This is a genomic window from Rhodococcus sp. Q1 (genome assembly GCF_004153645.1).
Taxonomy (GTDB): Bacteria; Actinomycetota; Actinomycetes; order Mycobacteriales; family Mycobacteriaceae; genus Rhodococcus; species Rhodococcus gordoniae.
In genome coordinates this window covers 32,751-58,814 of the sequence record NZ_SDMJ01000003.1, presented here as the reverse complement: position 1 = coordinate 58,814, position 26,064 = coordinate 32,751, and the positions used below count along the sequence as shown (strand labels likewise).

At 68.5% G+C, this 26,064-nt stretch carries 23 protein-coding genes and 2 tRNA genes; 10 read left to right on the top strand and 15 right to left on the bottom strand.

Features of this window, described 5'->3' with window-relative positions:
- Positions 1-47: 47 nt before the first annotated feature.
- The 4 genes from EQ874_RS08780 to EQ874_RS08765 all read right to left on the bottom strand — a co-directional run bounded on the left by EQ874_RS08780 (position 48) and on the right by EQ874_RS08765 (position 3,057).
- Complete coding sequence (locus tag EQ874_RS08780) at positions 48-710, bottom strand: ATP-dependent Clp protease proteolytic subunit (protein ID WP_064063322.1); 663 nt, start codon at positions 708-710, stop codon at positions 48-50.
- Between the two features lie 46 nt (positions 711-756).
- Positions 757-1,383: an ATP-dependent Clp protease proteolytic subunit gene (locus EQ874_RS08775; protein WP_016933881.1), complete on the bottom strand. Its 627-nt coding sequence runs from the start codon at positions 1,381-1,383 to the stop codon at positions 757-759.
- A gap of 142 nt (positions 1,384-1,525) precedes the next feature.
- Positions 1,526-2,908 (bottom strand): trigger factor, encoded by a 1,383-nt coding sequence (tig, locus tag EQ874_RS08770; RefSeq protein ID WP_347400867.1) that lies wholly within the window; start codon positions 2,906-2,908, stop codon positions 1,526-1,528.
- Between the two features lie 72 nt (positions 2,909-2,980).
- Positions 2,981-3,057, bottom strand: a tRNA-Pro gene (locus EQ874_RS08765).
- Between the two features lie 140 nt (positions 3,058-3,197).
- On the opposite strand from EQ874_RS08765, the gene EQ874_RS08760 reads away from it, so the two are divergent.
- The 6 genes from EQ874_RS08760 (at position 3,198) to EQ874_RS08735 (ending at position 9,068) form a co-directional block, all read left to right on the top strand.
- A tRNA-Gly gene (locus EQ874_RS08760) sits at positions 3,198-3,271 on the top strand.
- A gap of 653 nt (positions 3,272-3,924) precedes the next feature.
- Positions 3,925-5,136, top strand: coding sequence for a glutamate--cysteine ligase (locus EQ874_RS08755; RefSeq protein WP_129976552.1), 1,212 nt, complete (start codon positions 3,925-3,927; stop codon positions 5,134-5,136).
- A gap of 94 nt (positions 5,137-5,230) precedes the next feature.
- Positions 5,231-6,379, top strand: coding sequence for a zinc-dependent alcohol dehydrogenase (locus EQ874_RS08750; RefSeq protein ID WP_026003493.1), 1,149 nt, complete (start codon positions 5,231-5,233; stop codon positions 6,377-6,379).
- 12 nt (positions 6,380-6,391) lie between these two features.
- Positions 6,392-6,967 carry a hypothetical protein gene (locus EQ874_RS08745; protein ID WP_016935058.1) on the top strand — a complete coding sequence of 192 codons (576 nt, stop codon included), beginning with the start codon at positions 6,392-6,394 and terminating at the stop codon, positions 6,965-6,967.
- A 119-nt stretch (positions 6,968-7,086) separates the two neighbouring features.
- The gene (locus EQ874_RS08740) at positions 7,087-8,229 is read left to right on the top strand and encodes a wax ester/triacylglycerol synthase domain-containing protein (protein ID WP_129976551.1); all 1,143 of its coding nucleotides are present in this window, start codon (positions 7,087-7,089) and stop codon (positions 8,227-8,229) included.
- Positions 8,230-8,285: 56 nt separating this feature from the next.
- Positions 8,286-9,068, top strand: a complete 783-nt coding sequence (locus tag EQ874_RS08735; protein ID WP_129976550.1) for a DUF1542 domain-containing protein — start codon at positions 8,286-8,288, stop codon at positions 9,066-9,068.
- 40 nt (positions 9,069-9,108) lie between these two features.
- Here the strand turns inward: EQ874_RS08735 and EQ874_RS08730 are convergent, their stop codons facing one another.
- The 4 genes from EQ874_RS08730 to EQ874_RS08715 all read right to left on the bottom strand — a co-directional run bounded on the left by EQ874_RS08730 (position 9,109) and on the right by EQ874_RS08715 (position 11,850).
- Positions 9,109-9,906 carry a DNA-formamidopyrimidine glycosylase family protein gene (locus tag EQ874_RS08730; RefSeq protein WP_129976549.1) on the bottom strand — a complete coding sequence of 266 codons (798 nt, stop codon included), beginning with the start codon at positions 9,904-9,906 and terminating at the stop codon, positions 9,109-9,111.
- Positions 9,907-9,909: 3 nt separating this feature from the next.
- Positions 9,910-10,389 carry a ribose-5-phosphate isomerase gene (locus tag EQ874_RS08725; protein WP_064063316.1) on the bottom strand — a complete coding sequence of 160 codons (480 nt, stop codon included), beginning with the start codon at positions 10,387-10,389 and terminating at the stop codon, positions 9,910-9,912.
- Positions 10,390-10,592: 203 nt separating this feature from the next.
- Positions 10,593-11,180 (bottom strand): GNAT family N-acetyltransferase, encoded by a 588-nt coding sequence (locus EQ874_RS08720; RefSeq protein ID WP_064063315.1) that lies wholly within the window; start codon positions 11,178-11,180, stop codon positions 10,593-10,595.
- A 37-nt stretch (positions 11,181-11,217) separates the two neighbouring features.
- Positions 11,218-11,850: a DsbA family protein gene (locus EQ874_RS08715; protein ID WP_016933429.1), complete on the bottom strand. Its 633-nt coding sequence runs from the start codon at positions 11,848-11,850 to the stop codon at positions 11,218-11,220.
- A gap of 162 nt (positions 11,851-12,012) precedes the next feature.
- On the opposite strand from EQ874_RS08715, the gene EQ874_RS08710 reads away from it, so the two are divergent.
- Positions 12,013-13,254: an FAD-dependent oxidoreductase gene (locus tag EQ874_RS08710; RefSeq protein ID WP_064063314.1), complete on the top strand. Its 1,242-nt coding sequence runs from the start codon at positions 12,013-12,015 to the stop codon at positions 13,252-13,254.
- Between the two features lie 63 nt (positions 13,255-13,317).
- Entirely contained in the window at positions 13,318-15,900 is a 2,583-nt protein-coding gene (pepN, locus tag EQ874_RS08705; RefSeq protein WP_129976548.1) for an aminopeptidase N, read from the top strand.
- Positions 15,901-15,984: 84 nt separating this feature from the next.
- Here pepN and EQ874_RS08700 read toward each other — a convergent pair whose 3' ends face one another.
- Genes EQ874_RS08700 through EQ874_RS08690 form a run of 3 tightly spaced genes read right to left on the bottom strand, consistent with a single transcriptional unit; the run spans position 15,985 to position 17,407 of the window.
- Positions 15,985-16,458, bottom strand: coding sequence for a DUF5130 domain-containing protein (locus EQ874_RS08700; RefSeq protein ID WP_064063312.1), 474 nt, complete (start codon positions 16,456-16,458; stop codon positions 15,985-15,987).
- Positions 16,445-16,717: a membrane protein gene (locus EQ874_RS08695; protein ID WP_016933425.1), complete on the bottom strand. Its 273-nt coding sequence runs from the start codon at positions 16,715-16,717 to the stop codon at positions 16,445-16,447. Before EQ874_RS08695 ends, EQ874_RS08700 begins: the two co-directional genes overlap by 14 nt.
- A gap of 60 nt (positions 16,718-16,777) precedes the next feature.
- The gene (locus EQ874_RS08690) at positions 16,778-17,407 is read right to left on the bottom strand and encodes an HNH endonuclease (protein WP_129976547.1); all 630 of its coding nucleotides are present in this window, start codon (positions 17,405-17,407) and stop codon (positions 16,778-16,780) included.
- A 186-nt stretch (positions 17,408-17,593) separates the two neighbouring features.
- Here EQ874_RS08690 and EQ874_RS08685 point away from each other — a divergent pair, with 186 nt between their 5' ends.
- Complete coding sequence (locus EQ874_RS08685) at positions 17,594-17,986, top strand: globin (protein WP_064063309.1); 393 nt, start codon at positions 17,594-17,596, stop codon at positions 17,984-17,986.
- Between the two features lie 3 nt (positions 17,987-17,989).
- Here the strand turns inward: EQ874_RS08685 and EQ874_RS08680 are convergent, their stop codons facing one another.
- A complete protein-coding gene (locus tag EQ874_RS08680; RefSeq protein ID WP_129976546.1) occupies positions 17,990-18,409 on the bottom strand; it encodes a cupin domain-containing protein in 420 nt (139 codons plus the stop codon).
- Positions 18,410-18,503: 94 nt separating this feature from the next.
- Between EQ874_RS08680 and EQ874_RS08675 the strand changes: the two genes are divergently transcribed.
- Entirely contained in the window at positions 18,504-20,108 is a 1,605-nt protein-coding gene (locus EQ874_RS08675; RefSeq protein WP_242496698.1) for a glycoside hydrolase family 13 protein, read from the top strand.
- A gap of 6 nt (positions 20,109-20,114) precedes the next feature.
- On the opposite strand, the gene EQ874_RS08670 is transcribed toward EQ874_RS08675, so the two are convergent.
- The 3 genes from EQ874_RS08670 to EQ874_RS08660 are packed head-to-tail and all read right to left on the bottom strand — an operon-like array spanning position 20,115 to position 26,046.
- A complete protein-coding gene (locus EQ874_RS08670; protein ID WP_129976901.1) occupies positions 20,115-20,774 on the bottom strand; it encodes a hypothetical protein in 660 nt (219 codons plus the stop codon).
- A 25-nt stretch (positions 20,775-20,799) separates the two neighbouring features.
- Entirely contained in the window at positions 20,800-21,234 is a 435-nt protein-coding gene (locus tag EQ874_RS08665) for a thioesterase family protein (RefSeq protein WP_064063306.1), read from the bottom strand.
- Positions 21,235-21,237: 3 nt separating this feature from the next.
- Positions 21,238-26,046 (bottom strand): NAD-glutamate dehydrogenase, encoded by a 4,809-nt coding sequence (locus tag EQ874_RS08660; protein WP_129976544.1) that lies wholly within the window; start codon positions 26,044-26,046, stop codon positions 21,238-21,240.
- Positions 26,047-26,064: the final 18 nt, after the last annotated feature.

The window sequence follows — 26,064 nt, the reverse complement described above, 5'->3', positions numbered from 1 at the left end:
TGGCGGTTCCGGAAGGCGGTGGGCCTCCCGGAACCGCCTGCGTCGTTCTACTTCTGGGCCGAGAGCTTCCGGTACTCCAGGACCCGGTCGATCAGACCGTATTCGACGGCCTGCTCCGCGGTGAGGATCTTGTCGCGGTCGGTGTCCTTGCGGATCTGCTCGGGCTCCTTGCCCGTGTGCTTCGCGAGCGTGTTCTCCATGAGGGTGCGCATGCGCTCGATCTCGGCGGCCTGGATCTCGAGATCGGAGACCTGCCCCTGGATTCCACCCGTCGCCGGCTGGTGGATGAGCACACGGGCGTTGGGCAGGGCGAGTCGCTTACCGGGGGTACCGGCGGCGAGCAGGACCGCCGCGGCCGAAGCCGCCTGGCCCAGGCACACCGTGGTGATGTCGGCGCGCACGTACTGCATGGTGTCGTAGATCGCCATGAGCGACGTGAACGAACCGCCGGGCGAGTTGATGTACATGGTGATGTCGCGGTCCGGGTCGAGCGACTCGAGCACCAGCAGCTGCGCCATCACGTCGTTGGCAGAGGCGTCGTCGACCTGGACGCCGAGGAAGATGATGCGTTCTTCGAACAGCTTGTTGTACGGGTTGGATTCCTTGACGCCGTAGCTCGAGTGCTCGATGAACGACGGAAGGATGTAGCGGCTCGCGGGCGAGGCAGGAGCGGCGCCGCCGAGCTGGCGCGGATCGAACATGTTGGTCATCGCTTCTCCAAGAATTCGGTGGGGTGAGGGCAGATCGGGCCGGGACCTAGTTGCCGGTGCCGCCGGCCTGCTGCGCCCGGGAGACGACGTGGTCGACGAAGCCGTATTCGAGCGCCTGCTGCGCCGTGAACCAGCGGTCGCGGTCGGAGTCCTTGGTGATCTGCTCCACCGTCTGGCCCGTGTGCTCGGCGATGAGCTCGGCCATCTCGCGCTTGGTGTGGGCGAACTGCTCCGCCATGATCGCGATATCGCTCGCCGTACCACCGATGCCCGCGGACGGCTGATGCATCATGATCCGGGCGTGCGGCAGGGCGTAGCGCTTGCCCTTGGTGCCGGCGGAGAGCAGGAACTGCCCCATCGAGGCCGCCAGGCCCATCGCGAAGGTCGCGACATCGCACTCGACGAACTTCATCGTGTCGTAGATCGCCATGCCCGCGGTGACCGATCCGCCCGGCGAGTTGATGTACAGGGAGATGTCGCGGGTGGGATCCTCGGCCGACAGCAGAAGGATCTGCGCGCACAGCTTGTTCGCGATGTCGTCGTCGACCTGGGTGCCCAGGAAGATGATGCGCTCGCGGAGCAGGCGTTCGTACACCGAGTCGCTGAGGTTCAGCCCAGCGGTGGCCGAGGTCATCGTGGGACCGATGGATGTCGCCGGATTCTGAGGAGTCACGGGTACCTGCCTTCTCGTCGATCGTGGATTGCTGACACTGACACTAACGAAACGGGGCGGCACCGGATGCCCGGTGCCGCCCCTCTTCGCTCAAAGCGGAAATTCGTGTCCGTCGGATCTCGAATCTCCGCGGCTCGTCCGACTACTCGGAGGCCGAGTCCTCGGTGGTCTCCGCCTCGGCGTTCTCGTCCGCGGCGTCGTCGTTCTTCGTGCCGAACAGCTCACCGGTGTCGACGGTCGCACCCGTGGTGTCGGTCACGGTGGCGCGATCGACGACGGTGCCGAGCGCCTTGCCACGGCGGACGTCCGCGAAGACGGCACCGAGCTGGTTGGCCTGGCTGATCTGCTGGATGAACTGCTCCGGCGGGATGCCGTAGCGCTGCGCCTGGAAGAAGATGCGCTCGGTGAGCTCCTGCTGCTCGACCGTGGTGTTCTCCGCCTCGGCGATCGCGTCGAGGAGCAGCTGGGTCTTCACCGAACGCTCGGCGGACTCGCGTGCCTCCTTGTCGAACTCCTCACGGCTCGACCCCTGGCCCTCGAGCAGCTCGTTCAGCTTGGTCTCGTCGTGACCGAGCTCGTGGATCGCGTCGTGCAGCGCACTGTCGACCTCGGCCTGGACGGCGGCCTCGGGGACCGGGATCTCGACGGTCTCGAGGAGGGCCTCGAGGACCTTGTCGCGGATCTGTCCGGCCTGCTCGACCTGCTTGACGCGCTCGACGCGCTCGCGGAGGTCGGCCTCGAGTTCGCCGATGGTGTCGAACTCGCTCGCGAGCTGCGCGAACTCGTCGTCGGCCTCGGGCAGCTCGCGCTGCTTGACGGTGTTGACCTTGACGGTGACGACGGCTTCCTTACCGGCGTACTCGCCGGCGACCAGCGTGGAGGTGAACTCCTTCGACTCGCCTGCCGACAGGCCGATGATCGCCTCGTCGAGGCCGTCGATGAGCTGGCCGGAGCCGACCTCGTGCGACAGGCCCTCGGTGGCGGCCTCGGGAACCTCGTTGCCGTCGACCGTCGCGGACAGGTCGATGGAGACGAAGTCGCCGTCCTGCACCGGACGCTCCACACCCGTCAGGGTGCCGAAACGCTGACGCAGCGACAGCAGCTGCTCGGCGATGTCCTCGTCGGTGATCTCGACGGGATCGACGGTGACGGCGATCTCGGAGAAGTCGGGGAGGGTGATCTCGGGTCGGACGTCGACCTCGGCGGTGAACGCCAGCTCGACGTTGTCCTCGAGCTTGGTGACGTCGATCTCGGGCTGGCTGATGACCTTGACGTCGTTCGCGGTCACGGCCTCGCTGTAACGGCTCTGGATGGCCTCGTTGATGACCTGGTCCAGGACGGCGCCGCGGCCGACGCGGGCCTCGAGGATCTTGCGAGGAGCCTTACCGGGACGGAAACCCGGGATGCGAACCTGGCCTGCGAGGGCCTTGAAAGCGCGGTCGAAATCAGGCTGGAGCTCCTCGAAGGGCACCTCAACATTGATACGGACTCGCGTCGGGCTCAGCTGCTCGACGGTGCTCTTCACGGACATGCTCCTTCTGTCGTGCTCTCTTGTCGGTCGTTCGTTCACTACTGAGCGCGCTGACGCTGTTCGATCTGGTCGGGATGACAGGATTCGAACCTGCGACCCTCCGCTCCCAAAGCGGATGCGCTACCAAGCTGCGCCACATCCCGGTCGTGAAGGCACCGCAATCGACCCGCGGGACCCATCGCAGAATCCTACGGCCCCCCGATTATGAAATCCAAAGCGAGGTCCGGTACAGTCTCATCTCGCAAGCCGCAGCACCGGTCGACCACCGGCGCCGCAGCCCAACGGGGATGTAGCTCAATGGTAGAGCCCCAGTCTTCCAAACTGGCTACGCGGGTTCGATTCCCGTCATCCCCTCCATGAGGGTCGTGGATCCTGTCCGGGACCACGACACCACGAACTCCCGCCGATTGCGCACCGCATCGGCGGGAGTTCGTCGTTTCCGGAGGTTCGGCCGATCGGCGGCCTCCGCACGTATCCCGTCGTTCCTGGACACAGTGCCGGATGAGTGTCATCATGCGGTCGAGGTTGAGAAGCAGCCCACCACGAGTCGTTCGAATGCGATCTCGGCTGCAGTCCGCTTCCGCTTCGACCCACGGCACCGTTGCCGCACCGACACCGTGCGAGTCGCCCCCTCGTGCACCCGCATTCCGACGACCTCGTGGGACCACCGCGCCGCGATCCTGCGTCACCTCCACGAACGGACGTGACCACGAACGGGCGGGACGTCGTCGGGTGACACCGCAGGGGGGTGTCGACAGCCCGGCACCGTCCCGTCTCCGGCCGGCCGGAGTCGGGATCGGCTCCGGTCGGTCCCGACTCCGGAGGTTTCCACCGCGAACGTCCGGCATTTCGGTGATCGCGAAGGGGGAACACCGTTTCCGTGCAACCATGGTGCGAGATCCAGCAATTTCTCGTCTCACCCGTAGGCCGTGGTCGGTCGAGAAGGCGCCGGCGTCACCCCACGGCACCCGCCCGCATCGAGGGCGCCTCGCGAAGTAAGGGAGGCGGCGATGACTCGGCGCCCGGCATCGACATCCTTCGACCTCGCGGCCGTCGCGAGCCCCGGGGCAACGGATTCCGGTCCGACCGTCGGGGTCGAGGAGGAGTTCTTCCTCGTCGACACGACCTCGGAGTGTCTCACCGAGAGCAACGAGGCCGTCGTGGCCGCCGGCCGGAGGCTCGGCGCCCGGATGGACTACGAACTCAAGCGGATCCAGATCGAGGTGAACACGCCGGTCTGCCGCAGCTCGACCGAGTTGCGGGCCCGCGTCCTCGAGGCCAGGGCCACGGCCGCCGCTGCGGCCGTGCAGTGCGGTGTGGGTCTGCTGGCGGCGGGGGCATCGCCGACGGTTCAGCCGCTCGCACCTGTGACGGACGTGCCCAGGTACCGGACGATGGCGGAGCGCTACGGACGGCTGGTCGAGGAGCAGGAGGTCTGCGGTTGCCACGTCCATGTCGGCGTGGCAGACCGGGAGATCGCGGTCCATGTGTGCAATCACGTCCGGTTGTGGTTGCCCGCCCTGCTGGCCTCGACGGCCAACTCACCGTTGTACCGGGGCCGGGACACCGGATACGCGAGCTGGCGCGCGATCGTCGCCGGCCGATGGCCGTGCTCGGGTCCCCCACCTCGTTTCACGTCGGTGGAACACTTCGATTCCGTCGTGGACATCATGATCGAGAGCGGCAACATCCTCGATCCGGGCATGGTCTATTGGGACGTGCGTCCGTCCGCGCATCTTCCCACCGTCGAGGTGCGGGTGAGCGATGTCCCGGCGACCGTCGACGAAACAGTGCTCATGGCGACCGTCGTGCGTGCGCTCGTCGCCACGGCCGAACGGGACGTACGGGCAGGCATGGCCGCTCCCCCGGTCCCCGACGAAGTCCTCCGCGCCGCATATCTGTGCGCTGCGCGCGAGGGACCGGGAGGGCGCGCGATCGACGTGTCGACGGGACGGACGACGACCTCACGACAGTCGTTCGCCACTCTCCTCCGGCACATCCGGCCCCAACTGGAGGAGACGGGGGACTATCGCCGCACGGTGAAGATGTCGGAGAAGATCTTCTCGCGCGGCACCGGCGCGATGCTGCAACGCCGCGCATTCGGACGCCGCCACGACCCCGCCGATGTCGTCGACGCCCTGACACGGCAGTTCGTGGCCGAGCCGTGGGCGCACACCGTGTCCGGGGGCGCCCACCCGGCACCCGACGTGCCGGCGATGTGAGTCGCCCGGTCGCGGGCTGCCCGGCGCACACCGTCGTTTGACAGCTCCCGTGTCGGGTATCCGCGTCGACACGAACGACGACGAGGGAGCACAAGTGCGCGCGATGGTCTATCGCGGCCCGTACCGGGTTCGCGTCGAAGAGAAGGACATCCCCCGGATCGAACATCCGAACGACGCGATCGTCCGCGTCGAACTGGCGGCGATCTGCGGCTCCGACCTGCATCTCTATCACGGCATGATGCCCGATACCCGGGTCGGTACGACGTTCGGCCACGAGTTCGTCGGCGTCGTCCACGAGGTGGGCCCGTCGGTGCGGAATCTGAAACCCGGGGATCGGGTCATGGTCCCGTTCAACGTCTTCTGCGGGTCGTGCTTCTTCTGCGTGCGCGGGTTGTACTCGAACTGTCACAACGTCAACCCCAACGCGACCGCGGTCGGAGGCATCTACGGCTACTCGCACACCTGCGGGGGTTACGACGGCGGCCAGGCGGAGTTCGTGCGGGTGCCGTTCGCCGACGTCGGCCCCACCCTCGTCCCCGACTGGATGGACCGCGAGGACGCCCTGATGCTCACCGACGCTCTCGCGACCGGCTACTTCGGTGCCCAGCTCGGCGACATCGCCGAGGGCGACACGGTTGTGGTCTTCGGCGCCGGGCCGGTGGGCCTCTACGCCGCGAAGTCCGCCTGGTTCATGGGTGCCGGCCGGGTCATCGTGATCGACCACCTCGAATACCGGCTGGAGAAGGCCCGGACCTTCGCACACGCGGAGACCTACAACTTCGCGGAGTACGACGACATCGTCGTCCATCTGAAGAAGATCACCGGTCATCTCGGGGCGGACGTCGCCATCGACGCGGTCGGCGCGGAGGCCGACGGGAACTTCCTGCAGCACGTCACCGCTGCGAAGCTGAAGATGCAGGGCGGATCGCCGGTGGCGCTGAACTGGGCGATCGACGGTGTCCGCAAGGGCGGCACCGTCTCGGTGATGGGCGCCTACGGTCCGATCTTCAGTGCCGTGAAGTTCGGGGACGCGCTGAACAAGGGACTGACGCTGCGAATGAACCAGTGCCCCGTCAAACGTCAGTGGCCCCGCCTGTTCGAACACGTCCGCAACGGCTATCTGAAACCGAACGACATCGTCACGCACCGCGTTCCGCTCGAACACATCGCGGAGGCATATCACATGTTCTCGTCGAAACTCGACGGGTGTATCAAGCCGATCATCGTCACCGACGGGAGCTGAGGAGGATCCGCCATGGCCTACACCGCAGACAAGCCCGAACCCCCCGAGAGTCCCGACCGGTTGCGCGCTCGCATTCCCGGATGGGGAGTCGACCTGGATCCGCGCGACCGCCCGTCCGTCCCGAAGGAACGGTTCGCTCCCGAAGCCACCGGCGCGCACTGGGATTTCCCCGAACGCCAACCGGGCTACGAGAACCGCGAGCGCTCCATCGAGCACGCCTTCGTCACGCCGGTGTTCGGCACCACGGCACCGCTGAAAGGACTGTCCGGCGCCGTGCGCAGGCACGCCTACCGCCGGTACAGCGAAGGCCGGGCCGCGCACTGGCTGCTCCTGATCGGCGCCGACCGCATCGACGTCGCCGAGAGCCGCGTCCGCGCCCTGATGCAGGGCCGGCCCGACAATCCGGTGACCGAAAGCGGACTCCGGGCGGAGATCACCGCGCACGGCGGGGCGTCGAGGCGCCGCGGTTCGCGTGCCGACGTCAACCATCAGTGGCTCGACCCGCTCGTCTCGGGGGCACCGTGGATCGCCGCAGCCGGACTGGGGGCGGTGGCCGTGGGCCGGTGGAGAGGTCGTGCGCGGACGTGACGGCCTGCATGTGGGACGACTCCGAAGCCGGCAACGACGTGTCACCTTTTCGACTCGATAGTGCAAAGCGAGAGCAAAGCGCAGGTGTCCGACGATCACGATATGAGACGGTCCCTCATGTGAAGGACACCCCCGATGACCGCGCGCGGGCCCACTCCCCGGGTTCCTCCGTCGTCGCCGCGATCCTTCTCGATGCCACCCCCGACTGGGATCGGGTCGCCGCGGTGCTCGCGCCCGGCAATCACGAGTCGCCAAGTTTCCGGCACCGGGTGGTGGAACTTCCGTTCGGCCTCGACCCGCCGCGTCGCGCCGGACATCCCGACTCGGATCCGCCGTGGCATCTCGACCGGGTCGCGCTGTCCGCCCCGGCGAGTTTCGAGGAAGTGCTCGCCTACGCCCGCTCGGCGCCCGACCCTTCCGGTCTCCGGCACCCCCGCTGGGAACTGACCCTGCTCGACGGCCTGGACGGCGGCCAATCGGCACTCGTGATCCGCCTCCGGCACCTCGGCTCCACGCCGGCGTCCGGGCAGGCCGACTCGATGTTGTCATGGGCGAGGTCGGTCTCCGAGCAGGGTGCCGAGTCGTTCCGCACCGCGGCGCACGTGTTCACCTCGCTGAGCACCGGATTGATCAACGCCCTGCTCGGACGTACCGGTGACCGCGCCGAGGAGTCCGCGCCCCCCGCTCCGCGGTTGCACGTACTCGACGCGGATCTCGCCGCATTGCGACGCGCCTGCGAACGTGCGGGCTGTCGCGTCCCGAGCGGTTTCACCGCGGCGATGCTCCTCGCATACAGCGAATACCGACGGCGGCACGGACGCACGATGGACGGCCTGCGCGTCGTCGTCCCGGGACCGGAGGGCGGAGCGATCTCCATGACCCCCGAGGACGCGGCAGACCTCCACGCACTGGACACGGCCGATCTCATGCGACGGATCGACGTCTCGTTCCCGCCCTCCGCCGGGAGTCCGGCGGCGTCCTCCTCCGCCGGGTCTTCGACGGAATCCGGCATCGCCGTCGGCCCCGGGGACGTAGTGGTGTCCACCCTTCCCGGCTCCCACGCACCGCTCTACGTGGGTGGTGCGAAGATCGAACGGTACTACGGCTTCGGCGCGGCCGACGGCGCGATGCTCACCGTGTCGGCGATGTCCTATCGCGACACCTGCTGCATGGGCCTGGCCGTGGATCCCATCGCCGTCCCCGATCGTGATTCGTTCGACTCGTGCCTGCAGGACGGGTTGCGCGCGGTCCTCGGGGAGTGAGTCTTCCCGTCGGTACGCTGGAGGACAGGACCATCCCCCGACCGGAAGGATCGGCCGTGGAACTTCTGCTCATCGTCGCCGCCGTCGGCGCCGTGGTCTACTTCGTCTCCCGCGCCCAGAAGGGCACCACTCGTCACCGGACCGACACCCTCGACGACGCCAGAGCCGACGCGCGGCAGGCCATCGAGCGCCTCGGCGGCCAGATCTACAATCTGACCGGCACCGACGACGCCTCGCGTCAGGCACTTGCGGACGCCTCCGAACGGTTCACCGCGGCCGGCTCCCAGATCGAGCAGGCGAACACACCGATGCAGGCACGCCTCGCGAAGCAGACCGCCCTCGAAGGTCTGTACTACATCCGGGCGGCACGCCTGGCGATGGGCATGGATCCGGGCCCGGAGATCCCGACGCTCGACGGTCAGAAATCCGCGGGTGAGGTCACCGAGAAGCGCACCGTCGACTTCGAGGGCCGCACGATCGCCGCATCGCCGTCGCCGTCCTCGGTGACGCCGAACTACTATCCGGGCGGTCGCGTCGCGGGGCGGCCCGTTCCCGCGGGCTGGTATTCGGAACCGTGGTGGAAGCCGGCCCTCGTCGCGGGTGCGTGGGGCGTCGGCTCCATGCTGCTCTTCTCCTCGATGTTCGCCGGGATGGCCGGTGTCCCCTACGACGCGCAGGCGTTCGAATCCGGTGCGGGCGACCCGTCGGCGGACACCGATTACAGCGGTGGTGACGAGTACGGAGGAGGCGACGACGTCGGCGGCGGTGAGGATCTCGGCGGGGGCGAGTTCGGCGGTGGAGACGGCGGCGGATTCGATTTCGGCGGGTTCGACTTCTGAGTGAGCCGGGCCCTGCCCGGCCACGAATCCCGATCCTGATTCAGCGCGGCTGACAGACCGGGCACCAGAACAGGTTCCGCGCCTGCATCACCGAATGCAGCACGGGCGTCCCGCAGATACGGCAGGGTTCACCGGCGCGCCGATAGACGTACGTCCGGGGCCTGTTCCTGGCGTAGGCCGGTGCGCCGTGGTCGTGTTCGGGTCGAACGACGTGCATGCGCCCGTGCTTCACGCCGACGTTCATCAACTCGACGAGATCCTCCCAGATCGCATCGAACTCGGTGCGGGACAACTCGCCTCCCGGACGTTCGGGATGAATGCCGTGGCGGAACAGCACTTCGGCCCGGTACACGTTGCCCACCCCGGCGATCACCGCCTGGTTCATGAGCAACGCCCCGATCGCGGTGCGGGACCTACCGATCCGGCGCCACGCCCGTTCGGGATCGGCGTCGGAACGCAGCGGGTCGGGGCCGAGTCTCGCCTCGATCGCCTCGACCTCGCCCGGGGTGAGTATCTCGCACGCCGCCGGACCGCGCAGGTCGCTGCCGTGGCGTGCGCCGATCATCCGCATCCGCACCTGTCCGACCGGTTCGCCGAGCGGCAACTCCCGGTCGGTGAACTCCCCGTAGATGCCGAGATGCACGTGGACGGCGATACCGCCCTCGTAGTGGTGGAAGAGATGCTTCCCCCACGCGTCCGCGTGGGTCAGCACGCGCCCGTCCACCGCTGCGGCGCCGTCGGCGAACCGCCCCTGTGGACTGGACACCCGCACCGGCGCACCCGAGTACCACTCGTGGTGCAGCCGGGCGAGCCGGTGCAGGATGTGTCCCTCGGGCACGGATCAGGCAGGCGCGCCGGGCACTGCCGGTGCTCGGCCGGTCTTCTCGTACTCGGCGAGGATGTCGATGCGGCGCTGGTGACGCTCCTCGTCCGACCACTCGGCCGACAGGAATGCGTCGACGATCGCGAGGGTCTCCTCGAGGGTGTGCATGCGGCCGCCGATGCCGATGAGCTGCGCGTTGTTGTGCTCGCGCGCGAGCTTGGCGGTGTCGACGCTCCAGGCCAGGGCGCAACGGGCGCCCGGCACCTTGTTGGCGGCGATCTGCTCACCGTTACCGCTGCCGCCGAGCACGATGCCGAGGCTTCCTTCGTCGGCGACGGTGCGCCGTGCGGCCTCGATGCAGAAGGCCGGGTAGTCGTCGAGAGCGTCGTACTCGAACGCACCGCAGTCGATCGGCTCGTGGCCGTTCTTCTTCAGGTGCTCGACGATCTCATTCTTCCGTTCGAAGCCCGCATGGTCGGCTCCCAGGTAAACGCGCATGGCCAGAAGTCTAACGAGAGCCCGACACATCCCTGCACACCCACTGCCGTCGCACCGGGTGTCACGCCGGTGGGCGCCACGGAGGCCGAAGCTCGTCGACTCGTGCTGGAACTCGGCGCCGTAACCGGCCTCGTACCGCACCCGACTCGGCGCGTACTCCAACCCGTTGTTCTCGGCGGGGCGTAGCGTCCCCCGCCCCCGGGTCAGCGGCGCATCGCCCAGACCCTCGGGCCGTCGTCCGGCAGCTCGACGACACCGGTGACGACGAAGCCGAGACGTTCGTAGAGGGCGACGTTCGCTTCCGACGAGGTCTCCAGGCAGGCCGCGGCCCCGTGTTCCTCGGCCGCGCGGAGTCCGGGTTCGAGGACGGCCCGTCCCAGGCCGCGTCCCTGCGAGGCGGGATCGACGCCTACCGTGGCCAGGAACCACACGGGTTCGCTCGGCTGCAGTCCTGCGGTGGCCTGCTCGGCGAGTTCGGCGGCGCGGGCACGATCGCCGCGCAGTTCGGTCACCCGATCGGCGACGGAGGCGAACGCCTCCTCGAGCCCGGTGGAACGGGGCGTCGTCCACACTGCCACCGCGTCGACGTCGTCGGAGACCCACACCCTGCCGCACCGCATGCCGATCTCGGTGAGGTAGAGCCCCTGCAGGTCGCGGACGCGGGCCTCGTGGTCGCGGCCGTCGACGGTGTAGCGGGTGAACGGATAGTCGCGGAACGCTCGTCCGAGCGTTGCCGTCGCCTGCTCGATATCGCGCACCGTCGCCGGCCGGACCACATGTTCGTTCGACACGCCGTGGCACTCTACCGAGCGCCACGGCCACACCCGGTCAGGAGAAGTCGGGCTCCTCGTCGCGGCTGCGCTTGAGTTCGAAGAAGTGCGGGTAGGACGCGAGGGCGACCACGCCGTCCCACACCTTCCCGGCCTCTTCGCCGCGCGGGATCTTCGACAGGACGGGACCGAAGAAGGCGATGCCGTTGACGTGGATCGTGGGGGTACCGACGTCCTGGCCCACCTTGTCCATGCCGGCGTGGTGGCTCGTGCGCAGGGCCTCGTCGTAGGCGTCACTGTCGGCGGCCTCGGCCAGCGAGGCATCGAGGTCGAGTTCGGCGAGCGACGCGGCGATCACGTCCGCGAAGTCCTTGTTGCCCTCGTTGTGGATGCGGGTGCCCATCGCGGTGTACAGCGGGGAGAGGATGTCGTCGCCGTACTTCTGCGCTGCGGCGATCGCCACGCGCACCGGGCCCCACGCCTTCGTCATCAACTCGGCGTAGTCGTCGGGCAGGTCGCGACCCTCGTTGAGCACGGCCAGGCTCATCACGTGGAAACGCGCCTCGATATCGCGCACCTTCGTGACCTCGAGGATCCAGCGCGAGGTGATCCAGCACCACGGGCACAGCGGATCGAACCAGAAGTCGGCGGTGTCCTTGCCGGTCGCGGACGCGACAGTCGGATCGCTCAAGAGATCTCCTCACAAGAGTTCGGTACGGAGCCGGGCAACTACCGAAGGTGTACAACACGGCTCCGTCGCCGATTCTTCCCGAACCGGGCCGGAAGGTGTGCCGTACCCGTAACGTCGGACCCGGGAAGCAGGTCCGGCACGCATCTCAGTGGAGGCACCACGATGTCGGGTGAGGAAACGTTTCTGATCGTCGGCGCGGGTCTGGCCGGCGCCAGGCTGGCGGAGGAACTGCGCGCCCGCGACTGTCCCGGGCGCATCCTGCTCATCGGCGCGGAGGAGCATCTGCCCTACGAGCGACCACCCTTGTCGAAGGACTACTTCGCCGGACGCAAGCAGCTTGCCGACTTCACGGTGCACGACGGCGACTGGTACCGCGATCACCGTGTCGAACTGTTGCTCGGCACGAAGGTCACCGCGATCGATCCGGCCGCCCACACCGTGACGCTGCCCGACGGATCGACGCTGCGCTACGACAAGCTCGCTCTCGCAACGGGCTCGACGCCCCGCACGGTCCCGATTCCCGGCGCCGACGCCGAGCGCGTGTACGTCATGCGCACCGTCGAGGATTCCGATGCGTTGCTCGCCGCGATCCACGGTGAGACCGACCACGCGGGATGGCTGGCCGTCATCGGGGCCGGATGGATCGGCATGGAGATCGCCGCGAACGCCCGCGGCCGTGGTGCGGGCGTGGTGGTCGCGGAGTCCGCGAAGCAGCCGCTGCTCGGGGCACTCGGTGAGGAGATGGGAGCGGTCTTCGCCGACCTGCACCGCGCACACGGCGTCGATCTGCGCACGAGCACCTCGGTGCGCGAGATCGTCGCGTACGACGGGCGCGCGAGCGGAATCCGGTTCGGCGACGGCAGTGTGGTGCCCGCCGACGCCGTGCTCGTCGCCGTCGGGGCGCAACCGAACATCGACCTCGCCCGCGACGCCGGGCTCGCGGTCGACGACGGTGTGCTCGTCGACGCGTCGCTGCGCACGAGCGATCCGGACATCGTGGCGGTCGGCGACATCGCGTCGGTGGACCATCCGCTCCTTCGCAGCCGGGTGCGGGTCGAACACTGGGCGAACGCCCTGAACCAGCCGGCTGTCGCGGCCGCGACGATGCTCGGACGCGAGGCAGCCTACGACCGGCTCCCTTACTTCTTCACCGACCAGTACGACCTCGGCATGGAATATGTCGGGCTCGCTCCGCCCGATGCGCGAGTGGTCACCCGCGGCGACGTCACCGGACTGCAATTCCTCGCGTTCTGGCTCGACGACGAGCATCGGGTGCGGGCGGGGATGAACGTGAACATCTGGGATGCCGGCGACGACATCCGCGCTCTCATCACCTCCGGCCGGCCCGTCGACGCCGACCGTCTGGCGGACACCACGGTGCCGTTGTCCGACGTCGCTCCGTGAGGGTCCGCCGATCATGATGGGATGGACGCCGACCGACATTCCGTCGTGAGAAGGAGTTCTCCCGTGGCACCACCGAATCTGACCCGCGAGCAGGCCGCCGAACGGGCCGCGATCCTGTCCGTCGACAACTACAGCATCGAACTGGACCTCACCGACGGTGCCGGCGGGCCGGGCACCACGACGTTCCGGTCGGTGACCACCGTCCGCTTCGACGCCACCGAGGGTGCCTCGACGTTCATCGACCTCATCGCGAAGACGGTGCACTCGGCGACGCTCAACGGCGAACCCGTGGACGTGTCCGGATACTCCGAGGAGAGCGGCATCACCCTCACCGGGCTCGCCGCCCACAACGAACTCGTCGTCGACGCCGACTGCCTGTACACGAACACCGGCGAAGGCCTGCACCGGTTCGTCGACCCCACCGACGACGCTGTGTACCTGTACTCGCAGTTCGAAACGGCCGACGCCAAGCGGATGTTCGCGTGCTTCGATCAGCCCGACCTCAAGGCCACCTTCGATCTGAGGGTCACCGCGGCGCAGGACTGGGCCGTGATCTCCAATGCCGACACCGTGCAGACGGCGGCCGCGCAGCCGGGTCTCCACATCTTCCGCACCACCCCGCGTATGAGCACCTACCTCGTCGCGCTGATCGCCGGTCCGTACGCGGTGTGGTCCGACGAGTACACCGACGAGCACGGCACCATCCCGCTGCGCATCTTCTGCCGCGCGTCGCTCGCGGAGTACATGGACGCCGACCGGTTGTTCACCGAGACCAAGCAGGGATTCGGCTTCTACCACGCCAACTTCGGGATCCCTTACGCCTTCGGCAAGTACGACCAGTTGTTCGTGCCCGAGTTCAACGCCGGAGCGATGGAGAACGCCGGTGCGGTGACCTTCCTGGAGGACTACGTCTTCCGGTCCAAGGTCACCCGCTACTCCTACGAGCGGCGCGCCGAGACCGTCCTGCACGAGATGGCACACATGTGGTTCGGCGACCTCGTCACCATGCGCTGGTGGGACGACCTGTGGCTCAACGAGTCGTTCGCGACGTTCGCGTCGGTGCTGTGCCAGGCCTCGGACACCGAGTACACCAACGCGTGGACGACTTTCGCGAACGTGGAGAAATCGTGGGCGTACCGGCAGGACCAGCTGCCGTCCACCCACCCGATCGCCGCCGACATCCCCGACCTCGCCGCGGTGGAGGTCAATTTCGACGGCATCACCTACGCCAAGGGCGCGTCGGTGCTCAAGCAGCTCGTCGCCTATGTCGGGCAGGAGCCCTTCCTCGCGGGTCTGCGCGAGTACTTCCGCGATCACGCCTACGGCAACGCCACTTTCGACGACCTGCTCGCCGCGCTCGAGAAGTCCTCCGGCCGCGACCTGTCGGACTGGGGCGCCCAGTGGCTCAAGACCACCGGCCTGAACATCCTGCGACCGGACTTCGAGGTCGACGACCAGGGACGCTTCACGCGTTTCGCGGTGGTGCAGGAAGGTGCCCAGCCCGGCGCCGGTGAGTTCCGCGTGCACCGCCTCGCGATCGGTGTGTACGACGAAGACGGCTCCGGCACGCTCGTCCGCACGCACCGCGTGGAGATCGACGTCGACGCCGCCGAGCGCACCGAGGTCCCCGATCTGGTGGGCGTGCCGCGCGGCGCGTTCGTCCTCGTCAACGACGACGACCTGACGTACTGCTCGGTGCGGCTCGACGAGGAGTCGCTCGCGACCGTCATCGACCGGGTCGGCGACATCGCCGAGTCGCTGCCGCGCACCCTGGTGTGGTCGGCGGCGTGGGAGATGACCCGTCAGGCCGAGATGAAGGCGCGCGATTTCGTCGCCCTCGTGCAGCGCGGTATCGCCGCCGAGACCGAGGTCGGTGTCGTCCAGCGTCTGCTCATGCAGGCGCACACCGCGCTGGAGAGCTACGCCGATCCGTCCTGGGCCGCGGAGCAGGGCCGGGCGGACTTCGCCAACCGTCTGCTCGAGCTCGCCCGCGAGTCCGACGCCGGCTCCGACCATCAGCTCGCGTTCGTCAACGCGCTGACCACCGCGTACCTGTCACCCTGGCACACCGAGGTGCTCGAGGAGCTGCTGGGCGCCGATCCGGCGACGGTCGGCCTGCCGGGGCTGACGGTCGACACCGATCTGCGCTGGCGGATCGTCCAGGCGCTCGCCGCGGCGGGTGAGGTGGACGCCGAGGGCGTCGAGTCGCCGTTCATCGACGCGGAGGCCGAACGCGACCCGACGGCCGCGGGTGCCCGTCAGGCGGCGGCTGCCCGCGCGGCACGTCCGCAGGAGGCGGTCAAGGAACAGGTGTGGCAGACGGTCGTGCACGACGACAGCGTCCCGAACATCACGGCACGCGCCGTGATCGGCGGTTTCGCTCCCGCCGGTCAAGGAGAACTCCTCGAGCCGTATGTAGCACGGTACTTCGCGGAGGTGCCGGGGGTGTGGGAGCGCCGCTCGAGCGAGGTTGCGCAGACCGTCGTGATCGGTCTCTACCCGTCGTGGTCGATCGGTGAGCAATCGGTGGCGGCGGCAGACGAGTTCCTCGCCGGCGACCATCCGCCGGCCCTGCGCCGGCTCGTCGTCGAGGGTCGTGCCGGGGTCGTGCGCTCGTTGAAGGCGCGCGCGTTCGACGCGTCCTGACGCACCGACCTCACCGAACGACTGTGGCCCGCTGCCTCTCCGTCACGGAGCGGCAGCGGGCCATAGATGGTCGTGGGCTCCGGATCAGGGAGCGACCATGGCGTTCGCGATGACGCGGACGGCGCTGGTGATGCCGTCGAGCAGATTCCCTTGACCGAAGGACGACACGGCCGCGGTGATGCCGAGCTGCAGCACACGATCGGTGGCGCGGTCGGCGGCGGTGCGGCCCGAGCGGACCTCGATGCTCCGCTGGTTCGGGAAGACGGCGATGAGCACCGAGTTGTCGGCGTCCGGCGTCGTCGGCAGCAGGGCGTCGGTCGCCGCGGCCGGATTCACGTCGTCGCCGATGTACACGGTGAAGCGCACATGGGTGATCCGCACGGCGTGCGTGAGCGTGTCGTCGAGGATGATGAGGTCGCGGTCCTTGAACGGCGCACCCGTGAATGCCTGGCCGAGACCGCGCACCGCGGAGATGCGTCCGCTCGCGGTGAGTGCCGCACCGTGCGGCAGGTTCTCCGGCGCGACGGCCGGACGCCGGATCACGTCACCACTTGCCACTTGCGGTACCTCCGATCAGCTCCGCCGAGGTCAGAGCGGCATGACCGTGACCATGATGCGGGTATTTCCAGGGATGGGTCGATTCGTCGGTCGCGGTCCACAGGAGCGGCTCGTGCTCCCATTTCCGGTCGAGCGTGTACGGGTCGTCCGACGGCGTGGAGCCCGGGTACTTGCTCATGACGAAGGACAGCCCACCGAAGACCAAGACGATCAGCAGCGGGATGCCGACGAAGATCAGGGTTGTCTCGAGAATGCTCACAGCCAAACGTTAGCCCAGCCGAGCCCGAAAGGCCTCATACGCCCCGGAGAACGACCCCGATCAGGCCGCACCCTCCCCCAGATAGGGCAGCCAGGTGGGGTGCAACTCGGGCAGGGTGGCGAGCAGGCGCCAGTGCCGGCCCTTCGGCGGGTTCGGCACCACCCGCAGGTCCCATCCGAGTTCGGTGAGCAGCTTGTCGGCCTTGCGGTGGTTGCACGGCGCGCAGCATGCGACGCAGTTCTCCCAGGTGTGCTCGCCGCCGCGGCTGCGCGGCACGACGTGATCGATCGTCTCGGCCTTGCCCCCGCAGTAGGCACACCGGTTCCGGTCGCGGTGCATGAGCGCGGCCCGGGTGAGCGGCACCCGCGCGTGATACGGAACGCGCACGTAGCTGCGCAGACGGATCACGGACGGCAGTTGCAGCGACCATTCGGCCGACCGCACGAGCGGGGCGAGCGGATCGTCGTGCACGGTATCGGCCTTGCCCCCGGCCATCAGGACCACGGCCCTGCGGGCGGGCAGGGCGGTGAGCGGCTCGTAGGTGGCGTTGAGCAGCAACACTCGACGTTTCAACCAGTCGGGTACCGTCGCGGTGCTGTCGTGCACCACGCGCAGTGTGGTGGCCCCCGGCACCCCTGCAGGGGCGTCCGCGGGCGGGAGTTGTCGATGCGAGCTGCTGCTGTGCTTCATACGACCTCCGAAAAGACTGGGAACAGTGGACCACGGATGCTCCCGAATCGCACCCGGAATCAGTGGACCGGTCCAGGTCGGGTCGGTGAACATCCGGTGTCGCTCCCGGCGGGCCCGGCTCGTCGGACGGGGTGGTGTCGCGAGCGGGCACAATGGACGGTCGAGAGGGACGGTGAACGAATACAGATGAGTGACGAGCAGACCTTCTACGACGCGGTCGGTGGCGCCGAGACGTTCCGTCGGATCACGGCGCGGTTCTACGAAGAGGTGGCACGGGACGAGATCGTCCGGCCCCTGTACCCCGAGGAGGATCTCGGTCCGGCCGAGCGGCGCATGCGGATGTTCCTGGAGCAGTACTGGGGCGGCCCGCGCACCTACTCCGAGGAACGAGGGCACCCGCGGCTGCGCATGCGCCACCACCCGTTCCGGATCGGGCCGCTCGAGCGCGACGCCTGGTTGCGATGCATGCACACCGCGATCGCGTCGATAGAGGAGACGACACTCGACGACGAACATCGTCGACAGCTCGTCGACTACATGAACATGGCCGCCGACTCGATGATGAACTCGCCTGTCTAGAGATCAGCGGCCCAGCGTCCGGCGCAGGCGGTCCTCCACCTTCTGGGTGAACCGCGCCACGGGCGACAGGTGGCGACGCAGGACGGCGTGCTTGCGCACGTACTCGGGGACCTCCCACAGCGCGGTGGTCCCCGCACGGAAGAGCGCGGCGTCCCCGGCCCGCAGCGTGCGGGGTTCGGAGTCGGCGGACGAGACGATCACCGAGCCCTCCACGATGTGGACGATCTCGTCGACGCCGAAATGCCAGTCGAAGCGACCCGCGGTGCAGTCCCACACATGTGTAGTGGTGGTGCGGTCGGCGCTGGTCGCCCACTGACCGCTGCGCGCCACCGGGGCGCCCTCGTGGATCCACGCAGGGTTGATCGGGTCGTCGCGCAACTCCACGTCGTCCAGCCGGACCGCGACGATCGATGTCGTATTCATGCCGTTCGTCCTATCATGCGGCCCGGTCCCGGCGGAACGGCCGCGGGCACTGTTCGCCCTGCCTTTCGCCCTGTCGTCTGACACGATGAGTCCCGTGGCCCACCACGCAGCACCGACCTCCGGACGAGGCGACCCGACGGCGCCGTGGTGGCGTAACGCGGTCTTCTACCAGGTCTATCCCCGCTCGTTCGCCGACGCGAACGGTGACGGCATCGGCGATCTCGCGGGTATACGCAGCCGCCTGGGTTATCTCGAACTCCTCGGAATCGACGCGATCTGGCTCAACCCGGTGATGCGTTCGCCGATGGCCGATCACGGCTACGACGTGTCCGACCCCCGCGACATCGACCCGCTGTTCGGGGATCTCGGCGATCTCGAGGCACTGGTCGCCGACGCCCATGCACGCGGGATCCGGGTGGTGATGGACCTCGTACCGAACCATGTCAGCGTCGAACATCGGTGGTTCCGGGCAGCACTCGAGGCAGGGCCGGGCAGCCGCGAACGACGACGGTTCCATTTCCGGGACGGCCGGGGTCCGGACGGCAACACACCACCGAACAACTGGCCGAGCGTCTTCGGTGGCCCTGCCTGGACCCGCATCACCGAACCCGACGGCACGCCGGGTCAGTGGTATCTGCACGTGTTCGCACCCGGGCAGCCCGATCTCGACTGGGACGACGAAGAGGTCGTCGAGGATCTCGGCACGACCCTGCGATTCTGGCTGGACCGGGGCGTGGACGGTTTCCGGATCGACGTCGCCCACGGCATGGCGAAGCCGGCAGACCTGCCCGATCACGACGGGTGGGAGACCAACGAACTGCTCGGGCACTCCCCCGCCGACCCGCGGTTCAACAATCCCGAGGTCCACGACATCCACCGCCGGCTCCGGCGGGTCTTCGACGAGTACCCGGGCGCGGTGGCGATCGGTGAGATCTGGGTCGACGACCACGAACGGTTCGCCGAGTACCTGCGACCGGACGAACTCCACCTCGCCTTCGACTTCCACCTGACGTTGTCGGACTGGGACGCCGACGCCATCCGCGGTGCCGTCGAGAAGGGCCTGGCCGCAGTGACGTCGGTGCAGGCCTCACCGACGTGGACCCTGTCGAACCACGACGTGGACCGTGAGGTCACCCGCTACGGAGACGGTGAGCTCGGGACGGCACGAGCACGCGCGATGATCCTCGTCGCCCTCGCTCTTCCTGGGGCGGTGTTCGTCTACAACGGCGCCGAACTGGGGCTGCCCAACGTCGACCTGCCCGACGAGGTGCTGCAGGATCCGGTGTGGGAACGATCCGGGCACACCGAACGCGGACGCGACGGGTGCCGCGTGCCGCTGCCGTGGGAGGGTGGGACGCCGCCGTTCGGATTCACCTCCGCGCAGTCCGCGTGGCTCCCGCAACCTCCGGAATGGTCGGCGCTGACCGTGGAGACGCAACTCGAGGACGTGGACTCGACGCTCTCGCTGTACCGCAGGGCGATCGAGATCCGCAAGGAGCGAACGGAATTCGACGGCAACGAGGTCGCCTGGTACGGAAGCCCGGCGGGGTTCCTGGCGTTCCGTCGCCCCGGCGGCCTGACGTGCGTACTCAACGCCGGCGACGTCGCGGTCGAACTGCCACCCGGAGAGGTGCTGCTCGCGAGCCGGACGCTCACCGGACGCGAACTGCCACCGGATACCGCCGTCTGGCTGGTGTGACGACCCTCAGAGGACGCTCAGACCGAGCCCGCCGCCGCGCCGCAGGTAGACCGAACCGTAGCGGGCGTCGAGGCGCATCCATGTGGCGGACGCACGGACCCGGACCACCTCGGCAGGGTCGATGCCGGCCGAGTCGACGGTGTCGCGACCGGCACCGGGCACGAAACCCATCGCACCGAGCGCGAACACCATGCGCATCGGCACGCCCACCGTCGTTCCGGCGCCGCTCACCTCGAGAACTTCCTGGGCCAGCAACGACGCCGGGGGTCCCTGCGCACCGTGCTCACGGGTGAGCGCGACACCGCGCTGCGCGAGTTCGACGAGGACTCGCGCCGGCACGTCGTCGACGTGGACGTAACCGTCGTCCGGCGGCAGTGCCCCGCGCCATGCGGAATCCATCGCCCAACCCGGGTCCACCTCGGTGCGGGGTTCGGAGCCGGCGAGGAGCGCGGCCCGCAGCGACTCGGCAGCGACGCAGGTGTCGGCCGGCGCCACGGTTCCGCGGACGACGCGGCCCGCGAGTACCTCGAACCCGGTGCGGGTCCACACGCCGAGCAGCCCGTCGCTGCGGCGGCGCAACCGCACCACGGCGGCCTCGTCGAGACGCGCGGCGCGCGCGAGGAATGCAGCGAGATCGACGCTGTCGTCGGGGCCGTCGAGCCTCAGGAGACGCTCGTCGTGCCGGGCCTCGTCAGTCACGTCGCCACTGTCGCAGGAACTCGCGCTCGGCGTCGGTGAGCCGGCGCAGGCGCTGGGTCTCGATGTCGAACGCCGCGATCTGGGTGGACGCGACCACGGCCGGCGCCGAGTCGACCGGGGCACCGCTCGGCCGCACCTCGTAACCGATCGTGAAGTCGACCGCGCGTACCTTCTCCGTCCACATCAACACGTCGAGCGGACCGTCGTCGTGACGCAACTGCCCTCGGTAGCGGACGTGGAGATCGGCGATGACGGCCCCCTCGCGCAGGTCCCGGGTGGGGCGGCCGTCGGCGAACAACCACGGGATCCGCGCTTCTTCGAGGAGGGTGACCATCCGCGCGTGGTTGATGTGCTGGAAGACGTCCATGTCGGACCACCGCACCATCACCTCGGTGTGGAAACCGAACTGTTCGCCCGCACCGCTCACTCGTTACCTCCGATCGGATGCGCCCGTGCGCACCATGCCCCTGATCTGTCGTGCCGCCACCGACAGGGTGGCGAGGTCCAGACTTCCAGACGCGAAGATCTCGTCGAGCGCCGCCCTCGCACGCACGAGTTTGGATCCGTTGGACGACTCCCAGTCCTCGATCATCTCCTCGGTCGATTCGCCGGGTTCGGCGCCGGCCAGCACATCGAGAACGAGTGAACGCAGCGAGCCGTACAGGTCGTCGCGCAGCGCGAGTCGTGCCAGCGAATGCCAGCGGTCGCCCCGTTCGAGGCCGGAGACCGCCGTGAGCAGGCGGTCGACGCCGAGATGCGCGTCGAGGGCGTAGTAGAGGTCGGCGACCTCCGCCTCGTCTCGTTGTTCGATGTCGGCGATGTCGATGACATCGAGCAACGGGAACTGGTCGAGGAGCCGGAAGACGACGCCCGTCAGCTCCTGCGGAGCGCCCCGTTCGAGGAGGGGACGGGTGCGGCGCTCGAAGTCCTCGGCGTGGTGCCCGCGCATCCATTTCCCGACGCGCGGAGCGAGGCGGGCGAAGGCGTCGCGGTACCGGCTGATCTCGGCACCGACGGCGAGGGGTTGCGGCCGCGTGGCGAGCAGGCGACGCGACGCCCGGTCGAGCACGCGGCGGGATTCGAGCAGCAGATCGTCCTCGATGTCGACGGGCAGCCCGGCGGCGCGGATCTCGTCCCACAGCCCCGGCAACCCGAAGACGGTGGTGACGGCGGCGTAGGCGCGGATGGCGTCGGTCGCCGTCGCCCCGGCCTCCTCGGCGAGTCGGTAGACGTAGGTGGGGCCACCGTTGTCGACGGTGGTGTTCGCCAGCAGCGTCGCGACGATCTGCCAGCGCAGCGGATGCGCCCGGATCCCGGTGCGGAACCGCTCACGCAGAGCCGGCGGGAAGTAGTCGTGCAGGATCGCCGCGAAGGTCTCGCTGTCGGGCAGATCCGTGGCGAGCAGGTCGTCGACCAGGGCGAGTTTGACATGAGCGAGGAGCTGCGACAGCTCCGGCGAGGTCAATCCCTCCCCTGCGGCTGCGCGGCGGTCGAACTCGGCCTCGTCGGGCAGCGCCTCGAGGTCGCGGTCGAGTCCCCGATCCAGTTCGAGAGCCGCGAGCAACCTGCGATGCACCCCCAGCAGGGACGGTGCGGCGGCCCGTTCCAGTCCGAGCACGGCGTTCTGCGAGATATTGTCGGCGAGAACGAGATCGGCGACGTCGTCGGTCATCGACGCGAGCAGCGGATTGCGGTCCTCCGCCGCGAGCTCACCGGTGGTGACCATGCCGTCGAGCAGGATCTTGATGTTGACCTCGTGGTCGGAACTGTCGACACCGGCCGAGTTGTCGATCGCATCGGTGTTGATCTTGCCGCCGGTGCGGGCGAACTCGATTCGGCCGCGTTGTGTGACACCGAGATTGCCCCCTTCGCTCACGGCCCGGGCGCGCAGGTCGCGGCCGTCGACACGCACGCCGTCGTTGCTCTTGTCTCCCACTTCAGCGTGGGTTTCCGTCGACGCCTTCACATAGGTGCCGACGCCGCCGTTCCACAGGAGATCGACCGGCGCGCGCAGGATCGCGCGGATCAGTTCGGGCGGTGAGAGTTCGGTGATGTCGTCGGGAAGGTCGAGTACCGCGCGCGCCTCGGGGCCGACGGGCACGGACTTGGCCGTCCGATCCCACACCCCGCCTCCTGCCGAGATGAGCTCTTCCGAGTAGTCCCTCCACGACGACCGGGGCAGTGCGAACAGCCGGCGACGCTCGTCGAACGACCGCTGCGGGTCGGGATCGGGGTCGAGGAAGATGTGACGGTGGTCGAACGCCGCGACGAGCCTGATGTGCCGGCTGAGCAGCATGCCGTTGCCGAAGACGTCGCCGCTCATGTCACCGATGCCGACCACGGTGACATCGTCGGTCTGCGGGTCGGATCCGAGTTCGCGGAAGTGGCGCCGGACGCTCTCCCACGCACCGCGTGCGGTGATGCCCATCTCCTTGTGGTCGTAACCGGCGGAACCACCGGAGGCGAAGGCGTCGCCGAGCCAGTAGCCGTATTCCGCCGCAACGGAATTGGCGATGTCGGAGAACGATGCCGTGCCCTTGTCTGCGGCCACCACGAGATACGGGTCGTCCTCGTCGTGGCGCACGACCCGCGGCGGCGGGACCGCTTCGTTGCGAGCCGCGTCGAGGTTGTCGGTGATGTCGAGCAGACCGGCGATGAAGCACCGATAGCACCGTTCGCCGCGCTCCCGGACCGCGCGACGGTCGGCCTCGGCGTCGCCGGTCGGACGCGGAGCGTGCTTGACGACGAACCCGCCCTTCGCTCCCACCGGCACGATCACCGCGTTCTTCACGGCCTGCGCCTTGACCAGACCGAGCACCTCGGTGCGGAAGTCCTCGCGGCGGTCGGACCAGCGCAGACCACCACGGGCAACGGGACCGAACCGCATATGGACACCCTCGACGTCCGGGGCGTAGACGAACACCTCGAAAGCCGGTCGTGGTTGGGGTAGTTCGGCGATGCGCCGCGGATCGAACTTGAGCGACAACGCGCGACCGTCCGGGTGTTCGTTCCCGATTCCGCCGGTCACATGGAAGTTGGTGCGGAGCGTGGCACGGATCAGGGAGAACAATCCCCGGAGGATCCGGTCGGTGGCCAGCGCGGTGACCTCGGCGATCGTCGCGGTGAGTTCGTCGACGATCTCACGTTCGCGTTCGGCGGATGCGCTGTCCGGATCGAAGCGGGCCTCGAACAGTCCGGCAAGCAGTGTCGCGGTGTGCGGGGCACCGAGCAGGACGCCTTCGATGTTGTACTGGCTGTACGGGAATTCGGTCTGGCGCAGGTATTTCGCGTACGCCCGTAGCAGCACGACCTGTTTCCAGGTGAGCCCGGCGCGCAGCACGAGCTGGTTGAAGCGGTCGGTCTCGACCGCACCCCGCCATGCCACGGTGAAGGTCTCGGTCAGGCGCCCCGCCAAAGTCGGGTCGGCCTCGACAACCTCGGGCTCGATGTCCTCGGGCAGGCAGAGTCCGAAATCGTAGATCCAGCAGTCGATCCCGTCCGATCGCGGCAAACGGTACGGTCGCTCGTCGACGACCTCGACGCCGAGACTCTGCAACACCGGCAGGATCCGGCCGAGGGTGACGGTCTCGTCCGCCACATACAGGGTGAAGCGCAACGACAGCGGATCGCCGGATCCGGGCCGGTACAGATGCGTGTCGAGATCACCGGAGTCGAGCGCTTCGAGACGCATCAGATCGAACAGAGCGCGTTCGGAGTCGAAGTCCTCCTTGTACGCCTCGGGTACGACCTCGGCATACCGCTGCACCAGCACCGGATCGAGATCACCCGTGACCGCGGCTGCTTCCCCGAGACGGTCGGCCCAGTTGCGGGTCACCTCCGCGAGCATCGCCTGGATGCGCAGACGGTTGTCCTCCGAAGTGTCCACCTCGCGTCGCGCGCGGCCGGAGAACCGGATCGTCACGTGCAGCAACGCCAGGTCACGTTCGGAGACACGGGCGGTGTAGTCGAGCACGCCACCCCCGAACTCGCGCAGCAGGATGTCCTGGATCGCGATGCGCACCTTCGTCGTGTAGCGGTCGCGCGGCAGGTAGACCAGGCACGAGATGTATCGTCCGTAGGTGTCGACGCGGACGAACAACCGCACCTGCCGGCGGATGTCGACCACGGCGCTGACGGTCTCGTAGAGGGTGTCGGTATCCATGGAGAACAGTTCCGCGCGCGGCACGGTCTGCATGATCTCGAGCATCGCCTGACCGCTGTAGGACGACAGGTCGACCCGCGCCCGCGCGACGACCTCACGCACCCGGCGTGACACGACGGGGATGTCGAGGATGTTCTCGTGCAGGGCCGTCACCGTGAGGACGCCGAGGAAACGATCCTCCCCGACCAGCGCGCCGTCGGCGTCGAGCCGGGCGACGCCGACGAAGTACGGATAGACGGACCGGTGCACGGTGGCGGGAAGTGCCCCCTGGGTGAGGACGAGCAGCGGGCGCCGGCCCGTGCCGACCTCACCGGGCAGGTCGAGCGGGTCCCCCACCGCCGCATCGGTGCGCAGCACTCCCCTACCGCTGCCGGACACGGGTGCGGCGCGGACCTTCCCCCCGCCGCCGTCGGGGACGAAGTCGTAGCGCCGGTAGCCGAGGATGGTGAAATTTCCGCCGCTCAACCATCGCAGCAGTGCGGCGGTCTCGGCGAGTTCGTCGGCCGTGTACTGCGTGGGCGGATGGGCGGCCAGGACGTCGAACGCGTCCGCGATGTCGCGCTGCAGGGCGTGCATCGCGTCCGAGTCCGAGGCCACCTGGCGTACGTCGGACAGCACACGCCGCAGTCCGTGCTCGATCTCGTCGACCGCCTCGTCGTCGACGGGTCCGCGCAGCTGGATGTGCATCCACGATTCGGGGGATCCGCCGGAGGCACCGCCCCCTTCGTCGGCCAGGCGCTCGAGGTCACCCTCCGCGTTTCGTCGCGCCGCCAGGACGGGGTGGATGACGGCCCCCACCGAGACACCGAGCCGTGAGAGCAGCGCCAGCACCGACTCGACGAGCAGCGGCATGTCGTCGGTGACGATCTGCACGGCGACACCGAGGGTGTCGGTGCGGCGCACGCCGACGACCGCAGTGTCCTCCTCACGGTGACGACCGAGGTGTACGTGCTCGAGCGCGGCTGCGCCGGGGTCGGTCGCGAACTCTCCGGAGCGCTCGTAGATCCGCTCGAGGACGACTTCGGGAGAGACGTCGCCACCCGTCGAACTTTTCTGCGCCACAGCCGGATCGGCCATCGACACCCCTCCTGCTCT

Bases quoted from the DNA above. Each gene is read 5' to 3' on its own strand.
- EQ874_RS08780 (WP_064063322.1), bottom strand. From the start codon at position 710: ATGACCAACATGTTCGATCCGCGCCAGCTCGGCGGCGCCGCTCCTGCC.
- EQ874_RS08755 (WP_129976552.1), top strand. From the start codon at position 3,925: ATGACTCGGCGCCCGGCATCGACATCCTTCGACCTCGCGGCCGTCGCG.
- EQ874_RS08745 (WP_016935058.1), top strand. From the start codon at position 6,392: ATGGCCTACACCGCAGACAAGCCCGAACCCCCCGAGAGTCCCGACCGG.
- EQ874_RS08725 (WP_064063316.1), bottom strand. From the start codon at position 10,389: ATGCGCGTTTACCTGGGAGCCGACCATGCGGGCTTCGAACGGAAGAAT.
- EQ874_RS08710 (WP_064063314.1), top strand. From the start codon at position 12,013: ATGTCGGGTGAGGAAACGTTTCTGATCGTCGGCGCGGGTCTGGCCGGC.
- EQ874_RS08690 (WP_129976547.1), bottom strand. From the start codon at position 17,407: ATGAAGCACAGCAGCAGCTCGCATCGACAACTCCCGCCCGCGGACGCC.
- EQ874_RS08685 (WP_064063309.1), top strand. From the start codon at position 17,594: ATGAGTGACGAGCAGACCTTCTACGACGCGGTCGGTGGCGCCGAGACG.
- EQ874_RS08680 (WP_129976546.1), bottom strand. From the start codon at position 18,409: ATGAATACGACATCGATCGTCGCGGTCCGGCTGGACGACGTGGAGTTG.
- EQ874_RS08660 (WP_129976544.1), bottom strand. From the start codon at position 26,046: ATGGCCGATCCGGCTGTGGCGCAGAAAAGTTCGACGGGTGGCGACGTC.